We start from the raw sequence: 18,129 nt of genomic DNA on the forward strand, positions 1-18,129 counted from the left end.
ACTTATGTTTATTCAGCCAGGAGATAAGTTGAAACATGGGCTGTTCAAATTCATCAAGTCATGCTAAAACCTTCGAAGCGCTTTTCCTAGCTGCTTGAAAAAGAAGGGAAAAATATGACGAAGTCGGAGTTGATCGAACGAATTGTCACCCACCAAGGGCTGCTCTCATCCAAAGATGTTGAGTTGGCTATCAAGACCATGCTTGAGCAAATGTCTCAGTGCCTGGCCACTGGGGATCGTATTGAGATTCGTGGGTTCGGGAGCTTTTCGCTGCACTATCGTGCGCCTCGTGTAGGTCGTAATCCAAAGACGGGCCAGTCAGTCAGCCTTGATGGGAAATTCGTGCCTCACTTCAAGCCGGGCAAGGAGTTGAGGGATAGGGTGAATGAAGACGAGGAAGACGGCGTCTGACTCGGCTATCTATTGTTATGGAGGCGAACGCTATGGCTAGAATATTACGGATTCTTTTAGGTGTGGTCTTAATGGTCATTACCTTTGCAGTCGTTGGGTTTGTTTTGGAAAATCAGCAGGCTGTTGTGCTCTCATTCTTTGGTTGGTCTACCGGTGAGGCCCCAGTAGCCGTGTTTGTTGTATTTGCGTTGATTATCGGCATGTTAATCGGTCCATTCTTAGGCCTGTTTAAGCGAAGCGCTGCGCCGCGTGACCTTGGTACGGCCAAGCACTTATGAGGGGGGGACGCGGAGTGTCCTTCGGTATGTGGCTGGCATCTTAGCTGATCCTGAGCTTAAGCCATCTGGAAGTAGCGGGTTGTTAATTGGTTTGAATGGGCCCGTCATCCTCAAATTTACGCGCTCTAGCCTCTCCCTGTTCCCATTTGCGTACGGTGCACTGCCGTAATTTTCGCTATAGCTGCTCAGATAATTCTTACAGTAAGTTCAGAACTTTTGCGAATGTAGTTGCTCTGTGTTGAATAAAAGGTTTTGCACTATAATAATTGGCCTTCTCAGAGTAATCGGAGCTGAGTCCAGTTATTGATCTGCACAGTTTTCAATTTTATCGGGTTGGCATTTCTCTGGTAACGAATGAATCACTGCTGCTGGCTGAACTGGCTGGTTGTCAAAATTGAAGCCCTGCTCCTTGAGGTCACTCACGGGCGCCTGTTCTCTCGCTGTTGCGTCAGTGAGTGGGGCTGAGTGGCAGGGCATGGCAATGACGAGCGCTCAGCATCGAATCTTCAAGACCCAGTGCTATGACCTGGTGTGCTCAATATCATGAAAAGCCTGCCAGAGTCAGTAAGTTGAGAACTATATGATAGGAACAAGGCTAGTTAATTCAGATTTTATGAGTAGGTGGGCCACTGCTGTCTGCGAATGGATTATGAAAGTAATAGCTGAGTACTACACTGGAGTGCTATTGACTCACTCAACGATGAGCGAAATTCATACAATTACGTACTTACCGATCCACGGCAGGTCTGTGTGAAATACTTATGTTATATACTCGGTGTCTTAATTGTCTTCCCGTTGAAGATTTTAAGCGTTGGTAGTGTGAACTATAAGTTTGATGAGATTTTGCTTGTATTCATTTTTGTTATTTTATTTTGTACTCGAGGCATAGCGGTTAGACCGCTGGTATATTGTGGTCTTATATTTCTATACTTAGCTTATGGTGCTCTGGCTATATTGGATAGCGGTCTTGTTATTAATTATCAGGTTTATTTTCGCCTGCTTCAGATCGTATTAATCATTGTTGTTGTGTCAATGATGTCTGACGGTGAAAGAGTGAAGATGCTTGACGGTATTGCCAGTTGGGGGCCAGTCTTCGCTTTATGTATAGTCTTCTATCTCATTTTTATACTCGACTATTCTTTTGATCTGCTGTTGGATAATCAGCAGTACTACAAAGACTTTTTTAATGGAAAAACCACTTTTTTAAGTGTGCATATAAATACCGTCGGTACGATTTTGCTGTTGTCGATCTATCTTAACTTGTTAAAATTCCAGGTGACTAGAAATAAAGTATATGTTTTACTCTCTGCTTTTATGCTGTTGCCTTCGATAATGCTTTTGTCCAAGGGAGACCTGCTTGCCATTTTAATAGCTCTCGTCTTTTTTTGTTTTTCGAAATTAAAGATGTCGTATTTGTTTTTTGTGTGTTTGGCAGTTAGTGGCTTAATAGCGGGCTATGGCTTAAATCTTGCTAAATTTGATTCGACACGAGAAGCCCTGTATAGCACGGCATTGCAAGCATTTATTAGTAATCCACATGGATATGGGATTGGTACAGAGCGCCAAGTAATATTCGCTTCCTCTGGGATAAATTATCCTGCGCATAATTTTTTATTAAGTGCCGCGCTAGAGACTGGGGTCCTAGGCGTTATTTTTTTTCTGGCGTTGATTCTTTACAGCTATCTGAGAAACAAAGATTCGGTGGCGAGGGCTTTTTTAATAGCGTTTGTCGTAGTCGGCTCGTTTGGAAATGTTATGTATTTTTATAAATACCATTTTGTATTTTTTATTATAATAAATGGTTTTTATGATCGGGCGTACTGTCAAGCCGTTGCGTTACGAGGTAAGGCTTCAGGCGCAATCGACACACATTAATTGAGGCGGCTAGTAATGGCTAAGGCTAAAATCGGGATTGTTATTGCTACGTTTAATAGTGGGCGTACGCTGCGCGAATGTTTAGATAGCATTCAGGCGCAAGATTTTAAAGATGTGGATTTGTATGTTCAGGATGGCGGTAGCACTGACGATACGCTGGCGATTTTAAGTGAATATAACTTCGTCCGATTCTCCAGCGAAAAAGACTCTGGAGTATATTGCGCCTGGAATAAAGCATTGAAGCAGGTGAGTGCTGAATGGATAGTGTTTATGGGCAGTGATGACTATTTCAGCTCTCCGTCCGCGTTATCCTCCGTGCTTGAATATCTTGACGCCGCGGATCGGCAGGATTTGAGGTTGGTTTACGGTAGAAATATACTCGTCGATCAATCTGGCGGCTTGATTGATGAGGTTGGAGTTCCTTGGAGTGAGGCAAAAAATGATTTATCCAAGAGGATGACCATTCGTCATCCTGGTTGTTTTCATCATGTATCCTTGTTTGAGAAAATCGGCGGGTTTAATGAGAATTATAAGGTAATAGGTGACTATCATTTTATTTTACGCGCTCTCGTCGGTAGCGATGCAGGGTTCTATCCTTTCTCTATCGTGTCCCACCGAGTGGGAGGGCTCAGTAATAAGCCAAGCTTGATGATGTCGATCATTCGTGAAAATTTTAGGCTTCGAAAAGAGTTGGCATTAACTCCGTTGTATCTAGTTGACGGAATTTTCATAAAACGGTTGGTTATTTTTTTGATGAGCTGTGTTTTGGGTGATCGTGGAGTAATGAAACTGCTGTCCATTTATGGTGGGATTGTGAAGAAATGAAAATCTGCTATGTGGTTCCTGCAATCGTCAATAAGGCCCCTATTCTAGTAGCCTTGCAATTGTGCGAGCAGATGCTTCGTCGTGGGCACGATGTCACCGTTCTTTATTTTGACGAGCGTGTCGATATAGGTTTTTTGGAAGGCGCAAGATTCGAGCGAGTGAGTTTTTATAAAAAATTTGATTTTTCGGGTTATGACATAGTTCATTCCCATCTCTTGAGGGCTGATGCATTTGTATTTAAAAATAAATCATTCTTTTCGAGTGTTCGCTATGTGAGTACGCTGCATAATTACGTAGAGAAGGAGCTTTATTTTCATTACAATAAACTTGTTTCTGTTGTGTTTAGTTTCGTTTGGAATGTGTGCTGGACGAGGCATGACCGCCTTGTCGTGTTAAGTGACCATTCTATGCAGTATTACTCCAAGTTTTCATATAATAAAAAACTCTCCAGGGTTTACAATGGCAGGGATATCGTTGTTAATTATGAATTGATCGAAGATTGGTGTGCCGCTGAGATAAATAATCTGAAAAGCAAGGTTGATTTTTTGTTAGGTACGTACTGTGTGCTCACCGCAACAAAAGGTGTCGATCAGTTAGTGAGATTGTTGGCTCTTAATACCAGGCTGGGGCTTGTGGTTATTGGTGACGGTCCAGAGAAAAATATCTTACAGGATCTTAGTGTTTCTCTAGGCGTCGATAGTCGCTGTGTTTTTATTTCTTCAATTCCCTATGCACATCAGTGCAATGTTTTTTTTGATATATTTGCGATGCCTTCTCGTTCTGAAGGCTTTGGGCTTGCTCTGATTGAAGCGGCTCTCCACTCAAAGAAAATAGTGTGCTCTGATATTCCAATCTTTCGCGAGCTTTTTGATGAAGATGCGGTTTCTTTTTTTAAACTAGATGATATTGTCGGTCTTAATGCTGCGGTTGTGCAAAGTTTGGCCGAAGAGTCAAAAGGCTCGGTTGTTCTGAGTGTTGCTTGTGAAAAATATAGTTCTTTTACAATGGCATCGAACTATCTTGAAGTTTATGAGGAGCTAACGCGTGACTAATGTCAAAGTTCTGGTTACAGGTGGGTCCGGTTTTATAGGGACTAACCTGGTGTGTCGGTTAAAGATATTAGAATATAAGGTTCTAAGCTTGGATGTGGCTCAGCCTAGAAATTTAAATAATCTTGATGTTCATCTCTGCTGCGATATTTGTGATGTGGATAGTGTCAGAGAGGCTTTTGATTCGTTTAAGCCGGATTATGTCTTTCACCTCGCAGCACGTACAGATCTCCGGGGCAAAAGTTTGGACGATTATCCCGAAAACATTGTAGGTGTCGAGAACTTGTGCTCGGTACTGTCTTCGGTGGACTACGTTAAGCATGCAGTCTTCGCTTCCAGTATGTTGGTTTGTAAAGCAGGTCACATACCATCGTCAATAGAGGATGTTTCCCCAACTACAGTTTATGGGGAGAGTAAGGTCCAGGGGGAGTGCATTGTTAAGAGATGGATTGATCGCATGCCTAGATGTTCTATTGTAAGGCCTACATCTATTTGGGGGCCTTGGTTCGGAGAACCGTACCGTAACTTCTTTGATATAGTACTTGCTGGTCGATATATTAGAATTGGCAAAAAATCGAGTACAAAGACGTATGGATATGTCGAAAACTGTGTGAATCAGATGATTTCAATTTCTCAGCAGCCAAATAATGCGGTCGAATATTATTACATAGGTGATGCAAAGCCTTTGAATGTAGATGGATGGAGTTTGAGTATCGCATCGCTTGCAGGCGTTAGACGTCCAGTTAAAGCACCGATGTTTTTTTTCTATTTCTTGGCGTTGATTGGTGATGTTTGTAACTCAGTAGGATTGAGATTTCCGTTTACTAGTTTTCGTCTGAAGAATATGACAACTGATAATGTCGTCGATTGTTCTCCAGCCGAGAAGTCAAATTCTTATCCTGTTGTGGATAAGCAGGAAGGTATTAAAAAGACGCTGTCATGGCTAAAGAATTCCTCGGCCAATTAATAACTTAGCTGGCCGATATTGCGTTGGGTTACGTTCTAAGATTCGTTCATGTTTTTGGTTTTCTGAATGTTTATAGCGTCTTTATCCAGCGCCTGAGTATGGGCTGGTTTGATCGTCGAATAACGAAACTTTACTGTGCTTGCGCCGGAGAGCCCTTGAATTTCAAATTCTGTAATTTCTCAAGACTTTTCAGTGTGTCAAGATCATGCTAAAGTTATTGGTGTTGCTGAAGATTTGTTCGTGGCGGTCTTGAATCCCGCTGTCGGACCTAGTAGCTTCTTGTAAGCGTTCATGGGTAGAGGCTTTCAGAGCCAGCGTTGACTATATAATTGTATTTCTAGAGCCATTATTTATCAGTAAATATAATCGAATGGTTTCTAGGATGAGTTTTTTTGAAGTAAGATTTATGTGTTAAAGGGTTATGCCGCATGAATAGCGTTCTTAAAAATGTAGCGGCAAATTTTTTGGGGCAGGGTTGGGCTGCTCTTATGGGTATCTGTTTCGTACCCTTGTATCTTAAGTTTATTGGTATTGAGGGTTACGGGTTAATAGGCTTTTTCGTAATTCTATCTTCTGCTATGTCGATGCTTGATGGCGGATTTGGTGCTGTGGCAACTAAAGAGGCCTCTGTTTATGAATCGGCTTCGTCGCTGGAAAAGAAAAAAGTTATTCTATTGTTGAGAAGTGTTGAGTGGGTTTTTTGGGGTATTGCACTCACTGCTGGTGCGGTGGTGATATTGTTAGCGCCGCTGATTTCCAATTATTGGTTGGATATAAGTCCTGATAAGCTGGATTCTGTGACTCAATCGTTAAGAGTAATGGGTGGGGCGCTTGTTCTTCAGTTTCCTATAGCATTTTACTATGGTGCTCTTACAGGTCTTCAAAAGCAGGTTGAATTAAATATTGCAACTTCCATCTTTGCGACTTTCCGTTCGGGTGGAACGGTGTTGGTCTTGTGGCTGGTTTCTCCAACGGTTGAATGGTTTTTTATTTGGCAGTGCGTAATAAATCTTTTGACTGTTTTTATTTTGCGTATTCAACTCATTCGCGAGTTGGCAGGCTGGACGGATTCTATTTCTTTCTCTCTTGATACGCTTCGCCGCCTTCGAGGTTTTGCAGTGGGAGTAGGGGCGACGAATGCACTTGCGTTTCTACTGATGCAAGCGGATAAGATAGTTTTGTCAAAGACGTTGTCATTAACAGATTTTGGTTATTACATGCTCGCTTGGACGCTGGGTACGATCGCTTTCAGGCTTATATCTCCAGTTTTCAATGCTTATTACCCGAAGATAGTGGCATCTGTTGCTTCTGGTAATGCCGTAGAGGCATTTGGCTATTATATTAGGGCGAGTCAAATACTGTCGATGTTGGTAATACCGTTTTCTGTATGGATTGCATTTTACAGTCATCAGGTTCTTACGTTATGGACGCAGGATCAACATATCGCCGCTGCGGCGAGTGAGCCCTTGATGATACTGGTTCTCGGCACCATGATTCATTCATTCATGAATATGCCTTATGCATTGCAATTAGCTCACGGATGGACGCGTTTCAGCGTCTGGCAAAACTTTATAGCTGCCGTTCTTGTGGTTCCATTAACGTATTATTTGGCTGCCTCTTATGGGTTGGCGGGCAGTGCTTGGCCTTGGCTATTATTGAATATCGGTTTTTTTACCTTCTGTCCTCCGATTGTCTTTAAGAAGTTAAATATTAAACCTGCGAAGACCTGGTACATAGACGCCATTTTTATTCCGTTTGTTATTTCGGTTTCGCTACTCTATTTTTTTAAAAGCGTTTTTGATCTGCTAGCTATCGATAATCCCGTTGTGATGTTGTTGTCGCTAGGGATAACTTATATTGCAGTGGCACTTCGTTTGTTTGTTTTTAGTGTTGATATTCGAAAGATAACGTGGCGAAATGCGGTGTGATATAGATTTTACATAAATGATAGGCTTACTTTGATAAGTAGTCGTTCGAAATTTAATGCAATGCAAGCTCGATTTTAAACAGATTGGGCTTTGTTTTCTTTCGGGAACAGACATATGCGAGTTGCGTTCGATCACCAAATATTCTCATTGCAAAATTATGGGGGGATCTCTCGTTATTTTGCTCGTATCGCCGAGCAGATGGTTAGCGCGGGTAATGATGTGGGTATTTTCTCACCTCTTCATCGCAATGCCTATCTGAAGGAGTTACCCGATGGAATTGTTCGTGGCCGCTGGATGGAAAAGTACCCGCCTCATACGGCTCGGCTGATACTCGCTTACAACCGCCTTAAAGGGCGGTCGGAAATGAGTCGTTGGCAGCCTCAGATAGTGCATGAGACCTATTACAGTCGCCGCCCAAGTTTTATCTCGGAGAAGTGCCCGGTCGTACTAACGGTTTACGATATGATCCATGAATTGTATCCCGAAAGCTTTTCATCTCAAGATAAAACGACCGCGCTCAAGCAGCAGGCTGTCGAGCGTGCTGACCACGTTATTTGCATTTCGGAAAGCACACGTCAGGACCTTATGCGGTTGTTTGCAGTCCCCGAGAGTAAGTTGTCAGTCGTTCATTTAGGCTTTGAGCAATTTAAAAAAGTTACCGGAAAAAAATATTGTAATTTATCCAGGCCCTATTTGCTTTATGTCGGCGCACGCTACGCTTACAAAAATTTCGCCGGATTGCTCCGTGCCGTAGCACGCTCCAAGCGATTAAAGTCCGATTTTGATATTGTCGCTTTTGGCGGCGGAGAGTTTTCTCAAGACGAACAGGCGTTGATGCAAAGTCTTGGTTTTAGTGCGGGTCAGGTGCGGCAGATCGGCGGTGATGATGCGTTGCTGGGGGAGCTCTATGAGGGTGCAAAGGCCTTTGTTTATCCTTCTGTTTATGAGGGCTTCGGTCTTCCACCTTTAGAGGCAATGGCGCACTCTTGTCCTGTTGTCAGCAGCAGCACCAGTTCCATGCCTGAGATCATCGGCAATGCGGGGGCTTTTTTTGACCCCGGTAATGATGACGAAATGGCTGTGGCGATAGAGAGAGTGGTTTACTCTGACAGCGAAGTTGCGAGGTTGGTGGGGCTCGGTCTTGAGCGCTTAAACCATTTCTCATGGCAGCGGTGTGGCCAGGAAACACTATCGATCTATAATTCATTACAAAGGTAATACTTTGGAATACTCAGAAAAAACCGCCCTGATTTGCGGTGTGAGCGGCCAGGATGGTGCTTATCTCGCGAGGCTGTTGCTTAGCAAGGGCTATACCGTCTGGGGTACTTCTCGGGATGCGCAGGGATCTTCATTCGTCAACCTCAAGCGACTGGATATCTTTCCTCGGGTGAAACTGCTGTCGATGGTGCCTGAAGACTTTCGAAGCGTTTTCATGGCTCTTAAGCGCAGTCAGCCTGATGAAGTCTATTATCTGGCGGGGCAGTCGTCGGTTGGTTTGTCTTTTGAGCAGCCCGCTGAAACGATCCAGAGTATTACCTTGGGTACGCTCAATATGCTTGAGGCCTGCCGGATGACAGAGCGTCCGATTCGCTTTTATCAAGCAGGATCAAGTGAGTGTTTTGGGGATACCAACGGTGAGCCCGCCGCTGAGGGGATGGCGTTCCACCCTCGTAGCCCTTATGCAGTGGCTAAGTCTTCGGCGTTCTGGTTGGTCGATAACTATCGTGAAGCTTATAATCTCTTCGCCTGTACAGGGATCTTGTTTAATCACGAATCTCCATTGCGCCCCTCTAGATTTGTAACACAAAAAATTGTAACGACAGCGAAACGAATTGCTGCTGGCTCTGATGAGCGATTAACTCTTGGACGCCTGGATATCGCTCGAGATTGGGGGGCCGCCTCAGAGTATGTCGATGCGATGTGGAGGATGCTGCAGTGTGATGAGCCGAGCGATTTTGTGATAGCCACGGGTCAAACCCATACGCTTGAAACCTTTGTTGCTGAGGCGTTTACACAGTTGGGCCTCGATTGGAAGGCTTATGTCGATCAATCCACTGAATTTTTCAGGCCTACTGATCTATTGGTCAGTCGAGCTTGCCCCGCTAAGGCCGAGCAGGTCTTGGGGTGGAAAGCCCAGTCGACGATGCCTGATGTCATTACCAGCATGTTAAATGCGATTTAATAGTAAATCTAAGAATTTTAGGACGTAGATATGACCCTGAAAAAAGCGTTAATTACTGGGATCACTGGCCAAGATGGCTCGTACTTGGCTGAACTTTTGCTGGAAAAAGGCTATGAAGTTCACGGCATCAAATGACGCGCATCGTCCTTCAATACGCAGCGTGTTGATCATATCTATCAGGATCCGCATGTTGATAATCAGCGTTTTATCTTGCATTACGGGGACCTTACTGACTCGTCGAACCTGACTCGTATTATTCAGGAAGTTCAGCCCGACGAGGTTTACAATCTGGGGGCACAGTCACATGTGGCTGTGAGCTTTGAGTCGCCGGAATACACTGCTGATGTCGATGCGATGGGTACGCTGCGAATTCTTGAGGCCATTCGTTTGCTTGGGCTTGAGAAAAAAACCCGTTTCTACCAAGCCTCAACCTCTGAACTCTATGGCTTGGTACAAGAGACCCCACAAAAGGAAACCACCCCTTTTTATCCACGGTCGCCGTACGCCGTTGCCAAACTTTATGCCTACTGGATCGTGGTTAATTACCGCGAAGCCTATGGCATGCACGCATGTAACGGGATTCTTTTCAATCACGAGTCACCACGACGTGGTGAGACTTTCGTGACCCGTAAAATCACTCGTGGTTTGGCAAATATTGCTCAGGGACTTGAGCAGTGTCTCTACATGGGCAACATGGATGCGCTTCGCGATTGGGGTCACGCGAAAGACTATGTTCGTATGCAATGGATGATGCTGCAGCAAGATGTTCCTGAAGATTTTGTTATCGCAACCGGCGTTCAGTACTCGGTGCGTGAGTTCATTCGCTGGTCTGCCGCTGAACTGGGACTGACCTTGCGTTTTGAGGGCACTGGCGTAGATGAGCGGGGCATCGTGGAATCTATTGTTGGCGACAAGGCACCTGCGCTGAAAGTCGGTGATGTACTGGTTAGTGTCGACCCGCGCTATTTCCGCCCTGCTGAAGTTGAAACGCTGCTTGGCGACCCTACCAAAGCGAAAACAAAGCTGGGTTGGGTGCCAGAAATTACCGCCCAGGAGATGTGTGCTGAAATGGTTCGCGAAGACTTGAAAGTCGCCCAGCGTCACGCGCTGCTGAAGAATCATGGTTACGATTTGCCGGTGTCGTTGGAGAATTAATATGTCACGTCAATTGAGCGAATGTGTTTTTGTTGCTGGCCACAAGGGGATGGTAGGTTCGGCCATTGTTCGACGCCTGCGAGCGTTGGGTTACACCAATATTGTGACCCGCGACAGGGCTCAATTGAATCTGTTGGACCAGCTTGCGGTAATGAATTTTTTTGCTGAGACCAAGATAGAGCAAGTCTATATGGCCGCTGCCAAGGTGGGTGGCATTCATGCGAACAACACCTACCCGGCTGAGTTTATCTACGAAAACCTTATGATGCAGGCAAACGTCATCCATGCTGCGCATCAGCACGACGTGCAAAAAATGCTATTCCTCGGTTCGTCGTGTATTTATCCCATTAACGTCAAGCAACCGATGCCTGAAGAGGCGCTCTTGACGGGAACGCTTGAGCCTACCAATGAGCCTTATGCCATTGCGAAGATTGCCGGAATCAAGCTATGTGAGAGTTATAATCGCCAATATGGACGCGATTATCGCAGTGCTATGCCTACTAACTTGTACGGTCCTAATGACAACTTCCACCCGCAGAACTCCCATGTAATACCCGCACTCTTGCGTCGCTTTCACGATGCAGTCGAAGAAGGCGTTGAAGAGGTTGTTATATGGGGTAGTGGTTCGCCGATGCGTGAATTCCTGCATGTGGATGATATGGCCAGTGCGTCGGTCCACGTCATGGAGTTGGATCAGAACCAGTATGGCGCCTATACCCAACCGATGCTTTCTCATATCAACGTAGGTACGGGCGAAGACTGCACCATTCGCGAACTGGCTCAAACCATCGCGAAGGTTACTGGGTTCAAGGGGCGCCTAAGCTTTGACAGCACAAAGCCAGACGGGCCGCCAAGGAAACTGATGGATGTTTCGCGTCTTGAGCGATTGGGGTGGCGTGCGAGCATCAGCCTCGAAGAGGGGCTTCGCGACGCATACGCCTGGTTCTCCGAGAACGCCTTGCACGCTCGCTCGCGCTAGCCTTTGTTGCTTGGGGTGGCTCGTCGGCTTGCGCATTTTTTCAAATGGCGCCGGCACCGTAAAGTTTAGGTTTCAGGCGTTGACCTGGTCCACTTTTAGTGGCTATTAGTGAGCGCGCTTATGTTGCGGCGTCGATCTCGGCCTTAAGGATGTTTGAATGTTTCTTCCAGTAATCATGGCGGGTGGCTCAGGTACCCGGCTATGGCCACTCTCCCGTCAGTTGAACCCCAAGCAGTTTCTCCCCTTGGTGGATGCCGATATGACGATGCTCCAGGCCACTATCAAGCGCCTTGATGGGCTTGAGCATGGGGCGCCGCGATTGATTTGCAACGAACATCATCGCTTTCTGGCTGCCGAACAACTTCGGCAGTTGGGTCTGGACGACGCGAACATCATCCTTGAACCGGTAGGCCGCAACACTGCCCCAGCTATTACACTGGCAGCCCTGCAGGCACTCGCTGAGCAGGATGATCCAATCATGCTCGTCTTGGCGGCTGATCACTTGATTCAAGATGTCGAGGCGTTCCAGAGAAGCATCGCTACGGCGCTTGCGCTGGCGGAGTCTGGCAAGTTGGTCACCTTCGCCATTACGCCTACATGCCCTGAGACGGGGTATGGCTATCTTCAGCTGGGTGCGCCTGTTGGATCGGGAGGGTTCAAGGTCAGTCGTTTCGTTGAAAAACCTGACTTGGTTACCGCTCAGTCCTACCTCGCTCAGGGCGATTACTTCTGGAATAGCGGCATGTTCATGTTTCGAGCCAGTCGCTATATTCAGGAGTTGGAAAAATTTCAACCGGAAATTGTGTCGGTATGTCGGGAAGCCTTGGCGGGTGGGCAACAAGATATGCATTTTACTCGGGTCGACAGTGCCATTTTCGCGACCAGCCCTGATGTCTCCATTGACTACGCAGTGATGGAGAAGACTTCAGACGCCGTCATGGTTCCTTTAGATGCCGGCTGGAGTGATATCGGGTCCTGGTCTGCTCTTTGGGAGGCAGGCGAGAAAAATGCAGACGGTAATCTGTTCAAAGGTGACGTGTTGTCTGAGAAAACCTCCGGCAGCTACGTTCATGCCACACATCGTTTGGTCACCACTGTTGGTGTAAACGACCTGATTATCGTGGAGACCAAGGACGCAGTCCTCGTTGCACACAAAGATCAAGTTCAGGAAGTTAAGAAGATCGTTGATCAACTCAAGGCGGGCAAACGCCACGAGCATACCGACCATCGCGAGGTCTATCGCCCTTGGGGTTTTTACGACTCTATTGATAGTGGCGAGCGCTATCAGGTTAAAAGAATTACCGTAAAACCAGGCGAGAAGCTCTCAGTGCAGATGCACCATCACCGCGCGGAGCACTGGGTGGTTGTCAGCGGTACTGCTCGCGTGACTAATGGTGATAAGACGTATTTGGTTACCGAGAACCAATCTACATTTATCCCTATTGGACAGATTCATGCACTGGAGAACCCTGGAATCATTCCGCTAGAACTGATTGAGGTTCAGTCGGGATCTTACTTGGGAGAGGATGATATTGTCCGGTTTGAAGATGTTTACGGCCGTGTAAAGGGTTGATGTGTTGAAAATTTCGATTATCACGGTCTCCTACAACAGCGAAAAAACGATCAGGGATACTATTGAGTCCGTATTGGCTCAGACGTATTTGAATGTCGAATATATAGTTATAGATGGTGGTTCAAAGGACAATACGATGGGTATTGTTGGGGAATATGCTGCGTCTATCGCAACCATCGTGAGTGAGCCGGATCGTGGCATATACGACGCTATGAACAAAGGTATCGCGTTGGCCACGGGTGATGTTATCGGCATTCTCAACTCCGACGATTTCTATGAAAGTCCTACATCGTTAGAGAGCGTTGCAGCCGCGTTTCGTCTGAATCCAGAAAGTGCGCTCGTCTTTGGTGATGTTGTTTTTGTAAATCCTGAGGACTTGCAGCGGGTCACGCGTGTCTATAGCGCTTCACATTTTCGCTCGTGGAAGCTGCGGTTTGGGTGGATGCCTCCCCATCCAGGTACATTTGTACGCAAAGAGGCTTACGCCGACGTTGGTGCTTATTCCATGTTGTACGCCATCTCCGCAGATTACGAGATGTTTGTTCGCCTGCTCCTGATTAAAAAACTCAGATTTTCGCATATTGATAAGGTCCTGGTTCGCATGCGCTCGGGCGGCGTCAGTACCTCCGGTATAAAAAGTAGTCTGAAACTAAATCGGGAAATTGTTCTGGCGTGCAAGCGTAATGGGATATACACCAACTTGCTTATGGTGCTGAGTAAAATTCCATTCAAATTGCTGGAATACCTAAAGCGCTCGGGGACAAAGAACTGATGGACCATATCTTTATTACCGGAGCTACCGGTTTTTTGGGTAAAGATCTGATCCGCCGTTTGCAATCAGATAAGAAGTATCGCCTGTCTGCCTCCGTGCGTACCGCCGCGACAAGGTTAGATAGCGACGTTTCGGCCCATGTCATGGGCGATATTGATTCGACGACCGCGTGGGGGCAGGCATTGGCGGGTGTGGATGTTGTTGTCCACTGCGCTGCTCGTGTGCACATAACGACCGACGATTCTGCTGATCCGCTACAAGCTTTTCGTGACATCAATGTTAAAGCTACCTTGCACCTGGCAAGGGAGGCCGCCGCCGCCGGCGTTCGCCGTTTTGTCTTTATCAGTTCGATCAAGGTCAACGGTGAAGTGTCGCCGGCTGGCACACCGTTCTGCGCCGATGATGAGCCGAACCCGGCTGACGCGTATGGCCTGTCTAAATGGGAAGCCGAAAAGGGGCTTCTACAACTCTCTGAGGCCGTCGAGATGGATATCGTCATCATCCGGCCAGTGCTTATCTATGGCCCCGGAGTAAAAGCAAACTTTTTGAACATGATGCGTTTTCTGTCCAAGGGAATCCCGTTGCCTTTGGGCGCCATACATAACAAACGCAGCCTTGTCGCGCTTGAAAACGTATCGGATCTGATTGTTACTTGCCTGGATCACCCTGCTGCCAGCAATCAAGTCTTTCTCGTCAGTGACGGTGAAGACCTTTCTACGACTGAACTATTGCGCAGGTTGGCACATGCATTACACGCACCCGCCCGCTTGATTCCCATTCCTTCGCGCTTTTTGACGTTCGTCGCTAAGCTATTCCGCATGTCGGGGCTCTCTCAGCGCCTGTGCGGAACGCTGCAGGTCGATATTCGCAAGACCCGCTCGCTGTTGGGGTGGGCACCTCGTGTCAGCGTTGATCAAGCTCTGAATGGCGCAGCTCGACATTATCTGGATACGAATAAACGATGAATTTTCTCTGGTTGCTCCCTGTCCTGGCGGGCATTTCCCTTCTGTTGACGTGGCAGCTGCGCCGTTATGCATTGTCAGCAAGCTTGATCGATACTCCGAACGCCCGTAGCTCACATTCAGTACCCACGCCCAGAGGCGGTGGCGTCGCGATTGTGATCAGCTTTCTCGCTGCTGTGCCTGTGCTCGCTTTTGCGGACCTTATTCCCTGGTCATGGGCGTGGGGCATGTTGGGGGCTGGCCTGGGCGTTGCCGTTCTGGGGTTCATGGATGACCACGGGCATATCGCAGCGCGCTGGCGATTGCTTGGCCATTTCCTTGCAGCGGTATGGGTATTGTTTTTCCTTCAAGGCTTGGCGCCGCTAAAGATCTTCGGGCATTTGATTGACCTGGGTTGGCTAGGCAACTTCCTGGCTGTGCTTTATTTGGTGTGGTTACTAAATCTCTACAACTTCATGGACGGTATCGATGGTATTGCAAGCATCGAGGCGTTGTGTGCTTGCCTGGGAATGTGTGTCGTTTATGGCGTGGCGGGGCATGCACAACTGGTCTGGACGCCGCTGGTGTTCAGCATGGCGGTAGCAGGTTTTTTGTATTGGAACTTCCCTCCTGCGCGAATCTTCATGGGCGATGCAGGGAGTGGTTTTATCGGCATCATACTGGGGGCGTTTTCTTTACAGGCGTGTCTTATATCGCCTCAGTTGTTCTGGGCATGGCTGATAATGCTGGGTGTGTTTATTGTCGATGCTACCTTTACGTTGATACGTCGGCTGTTGCGTGGGGACAAGGTTTACGAAGCGCATCGCAGTCACGCCTATCAGTTTGCTTCCCGGCAGATCGGCAGGCATCGGCCGGTCACGCTGGCTGTTGCGTGTATTAATATTTTCTGGCTCCTTCCGGTGGCCCTGGCTGTAGTGTTGCTTGATTTAGATGGGGTTCTAGGCTTGGTTGTTGGTTATGTACCGTTGGTCTGGTTGGCAATAAAGTTTAATGCGGGTTCTTTAGAGCCAGCCAATACGCCCTGATTGTCATTAAGGCGCAGATGCGAATTAAGGTAGTCTGATAGTGAGGCCACCCCTGCCTTTTTTCAGGCAGATGTAACTTTGGAGAGTAAGGATGGATCGGCTGCGCACGCTGCTACTTGGCCTACCAAGGCGTTATAAGCGCGTTCTACAGGTGCTGACTGACATCGTTGTGGTGTGGGCCGCGTTGTGGATGGCTTTTGTCGTGCGCCTGGGCATCGACGAGATGATCAATCCGGTTAGACAGCATTTATGGCTGTTCATTGCTGCACCTATCGTTGCCATTCCCTTGTTTGTGCGATTCGGTATGTACCGGGCGGTTATGCGTTATTTCGGTAATGATGCGCTGATCGCGATCATCAAAGCAGTCAGCCTGTCATCGTTGATCCTGGCGCTGGTGGTTTACTGGTATAGCAACCATCAGAACGTCGTCCCGCGTTCGATTGTTTTCAATTATTGGTGGCTAAGCCTGATCATGATTGGCGGCCTGCGCCTGGGGATGCGTCAATATTTCCTTGGGGATTGGTTCACCGCCACCCAGCATGTGCCGTTTACAAATCGTGATGACGGCTTGATCAAAGTCGCTATCTACGGTGCTGGGTCTGCCGGTAACCAATTGGTCGCCGCATTGCGCATGGGGCGTGTTATGCGTCCTGTGGCGTTTATCGACGACGATCCCGGGATTTCTGATCGTGTTATCTCGGGTTTGCATGTTTATAAACCCCGGCATATTCAACAAATGATCGACGCGACAGGTGTTCAGGAAATTCTCTTGGCCATCCCCTCGTCCAATCGTGGTCGGCGGCGTGAAATCCTGTCCTTTCTTGAAGGTTTCCCTCTGCACGTTCGCAGTGTTCCCGGCTTCATGGATCTGGCCAGCGGACGCGTCAAGGTCGACGATATCCAGGAGGTCGATATTGCAGACTTGCTAGGACGTGATGCAATCCCAGCCCAAGGCGAACTTCTTGAACACTGTATTAAAAGTCAGGTTGTACTGGTTACGGGGGCAGGTGGGTCAATTGGTTCAGAACTCTGCCGGCAGATTATATCCCTCAAACCTACGACGTTATTATTGTTCGACCATAGCGAATTTAACCTGTACACCATTTTGTCTGAGTTGGAACAACGTATTACTCGCGAATCTTTGCCGGTAAAACTTTTGCCGATACTCGGGTCAGTACGTAACCAAGGCAAGTTGCTCGATGTTATGAAAACCTGGCATGTAGACACTGTCTATCATGCAGCTGCTTACAAGCATGTGCCGATGGTAGAGCACAATATCGCTGAAGGTGTGTTGAACAATGTCATCGGCACGCTCAATACGGCGCAAGCTGCACTTCAGTCTGGCGTGGCCAACTTTGTATTGATTTCGACTGACAAGGCCGTACGTCCAACTAACATCATGGGGAGCACCAAACGGCTGGCGGAATTGACGCTGCAAGCCCTGAGTCGAGAACTCGCCCCGGTATTGTTCGGTGATAAGGCGAATATCTCCCGCGTCAACAAAACCCGCTTCACTATGGTTCGCTTCGGCAACGTTCTGGGCTCCTCGGGCTCAGTCATTCCGTTGTTTCACAAACAGATCAAATCCGGTGGTCCCCTGACGGTTACCCATCCGAAAATCACGCGGTATTTCATGACGATCCCGGAGGCGGCCCAACTGGTCATTCAAGCTGGGTCCATGGGGCAGGGTGGGGATGTATTCGTGTTGGACATGGGCGAGCCGGTGAAAATTGTCGAGCTCGCAAAAAAGATGGTGCATCTATCCGGGCTCAGTGTGCGTTCTGACGAGAACCCTCAAGGTGACATCTCGATCGAGTTCACCGGCCTGCGCCCCGGCGAAAAGCTTTACGAAGAGTTACTCATCGGCGACAACGTGGTCGCCACTCAACACCCCATGATCATGAGCGCCAACGAAGATCATCTGTCTTGGGAAGTGCTTAAAGGCAAGCTCTCGGACTTATTGGCTGCCGTGGATCAAGACGACTACGCCCGCGTCCGTCAACTCCTGCGCGACACCGTCAGCGGCTACTCCCCAGACGGAGAGATCGTCGATTGGATTTACCAGCAACGCCGTCTCGAGCCTTGATTTAATACTCTGTTACTCAACCGTTTTTGACGAATTTCCAACATCACCTACGTTTGAAAAGC

At 47.5% G+C, this 18,129-nt stretch carries 15 protein-coding genes and 1 pseudogene; all 16 read left to right on the forward strand.

Annotated elements, in window-relative coordinates; all coding sequences use genetic code 11:
• The first annotated feature begins 114 nt into the window (after positions 1-114).
• Entirely contained in the window at positions 115-411 is a 297-nt protein-coding gene (gene ihfB / locus G9Q84_RS13895; protein WP_032888918.1) for an integration host factor subunit beta, read from the forward strand.
• Between the two features lie 32 nt (positions 412-443).
• A complete protein-coding gene (locus tag G9Q84_RS13900; protein ID WP_095184193.1) occupies positions 444-689 on the forward strand; it encodes a lipopolysaccharide assembly protein LapA domain-containing protein in 246 nt (81 codons plus the stop codon).
• 819 nt (positions 690-1,508) lie between these two features.
• Positions 1,509-2,564 carry a hypothetical protein gene (locus tag G9Q84_RS13905; protein WP_181643552.1) on the forward strand — a complete coding sequence of 352 codons (1,056 nt, stop codon included), beginning with the start codon at positions 1,509-1,511 and terminating at the stop codon, positions 2,562-2,564.
• 15 nt (positions 2,565-2,579) lie between these two features.
• On the forward strand, positions 2,580-3,389 hold the full coding sequence (locus tag G9Q84_RS13910; protein WP_122752678.1) for a glycosyltransferase family 2 protein: 810 nt from the start codon (positions 2,580-2,582) through the stop codon (positions 3,387-3,389).
• Positions 3,386-4,441 (forward strand): glycosyltransferase family 4 protein, encoded by a 1,056-nt coding sequence (locus G9Q84_RS13915; protein ID WP_122752679.1) that lies wholly within the window; start codon positions 3,386-3,388, stop codon positions 4,439-4,441. The genes G9Q84_RS13910 and G9Q84_RS13915 overlap by 4 nt, the downstream gene beginning before the upstream one ends.
• Complete coding sequence (locus G9Q84_RS13920; RefSeq protein ID WP_181643553.1) at positions 4,434-5,405, forward strand: NAD-dependent epimerase/dehydratase family protein; 972 nt, start codon at positions 4,434-4,436, stop codon at positions 5,403-5,405. Before G9Q84_RS13915 ends, G9Q84_RS13920 begins: the two co-directional genes overlap by 8 nt.
• Positions 5,406-5,833: 428 nt before the next feature.
• On the forward strand, positions 5,834-7,333 hold the full coding sequence (locus tag G9Q84_RS13925) for an oligosaccharide flippase family protein (protein ID WP_181643554.1): 1,500 nt from the start codon (positions 5,834-5,836) through the stop codon (positions 7,331-7,333).
• Between the two features lie 114 nt (positions 7,334-7,447).
• On the forward strand, positions 7,448-8,551 hold the full coding sequence (locus tag G9Q84_RS13930) for a glycosyltransferase family 4 protein (protein WP_122680141.1): 1,104 nt from the start codon (positions 7,448-7,450) through the stop codon (positions 8,549-8,551).
• A 4-nt stretch (positions 8,552-8,555) separates the two neighbouring features.
• Positions 8,556-9,515, forward strand: coding sequence for a GDP-mannose 4,6-dehydratase (locus G9Q84_RS13935; protein WP_095184200.1), 960 nt, complete (start codon positions 8,556-8,558; stop codon positions 9,513-9,515).
• A gap of 30 nt (positions 9,516-9,545) precedes the next feature.
• Positions 9,546-10,670: pseudogene (gene gmd / locus G9Q84_RS13940) on the forward strand (GDP-mannose 4,6-dehydratase).
• A 1-nt stretch (position 10,671) separates the two neighbouring features.
• Positions 10,672-11,649, forward strand: coding sequence for a GDP-L-fucose synthase (fcl, locus tag G9Q84_RS13945; RefSeq protein ID WP_032888936.1), 978 nt, complete (start codon positions 10,672-10,674; stop codon positions 11,647-11,649).
• A 157-nt stretch (positions 11,650-11,806) separates the two neighbouring features.
• Positions 11,807-13,222, forward strand: coding sequence for a mannose-1-phosphate guanylyltransferase/mannose-6-phosphate isomerase (locus G9Q84_RS13950; RefSeq protein WP_095184201.1), 1,416 nt, complete (start codon positions 11,807-11,809; stop codon positions 13,220-13,222).
• 4 nt (positions 13,223-13,226) lie between these two features.
• Positions 13,227-13,994, forward strand: a complete 768-nt coding sequence (locus G9Q84_RS13955) for a glycosyltransferase family 2 protein (protein ID WP_032889292.1) — start codon at positions 13,227-13,229, stop codon at positions 13,992-13,994.
• The gene (locus G9Q84_RS13960) at positions 13,994-14,959 is read left to right on the forward strand and encodes a UDP-glucose 4-epimerase family protein (protein WP_181643555.1); all 966 of its coding nucleotides are present in this window, start codon (positions 13,994-13,996) and stop codon (positions 14,957-14,959) included. The genes G9Q84_RS13955 and G9Q84_RS13960 overlap by 1 nt, the downstream gene beginning before the upstream one ends.
• A complete protein-coding gene (locus G9Q84_RS13965; RefSeq protein ID WP_122752685.1) occupies positions 14,956-15,981 on the forward strand; it encodes an MraY family glycosyltransferase in 1,026 nt (341 codons plus the stop codon). Before G9Q84_RS13960 ends, G9Q84_RS13965 begins: the two co-directional genes overlap by 4 nt.
• Before the next feature lie 91 nt (positions 15,982-16,072).
• On the forward strand, positions 16,073-18,067 hold the full coding sequence (locus tag G9Q84_RS13970) for a polysaccharide biosynthesis protein (RefSeq protein ID WP_032888943.1): 1,995 nt from the start codon (positions 16,073-16,075) through the stop codon (positions 18,065-18,067).
• Positions 18,068-18,129 lie beyond the last annotated feature (62 nt).

It is taken from the genome of Pseudomonas sivasensis (assembly GCF_013778505.1).
Classification (GTDB): Bacteria; Pseudomonadota; Gammaproteobacteria; order Pseudomonadales; family Pseudomonadaceae; genus Aquipseudomonas; species Aquipseudomonas sivasensis.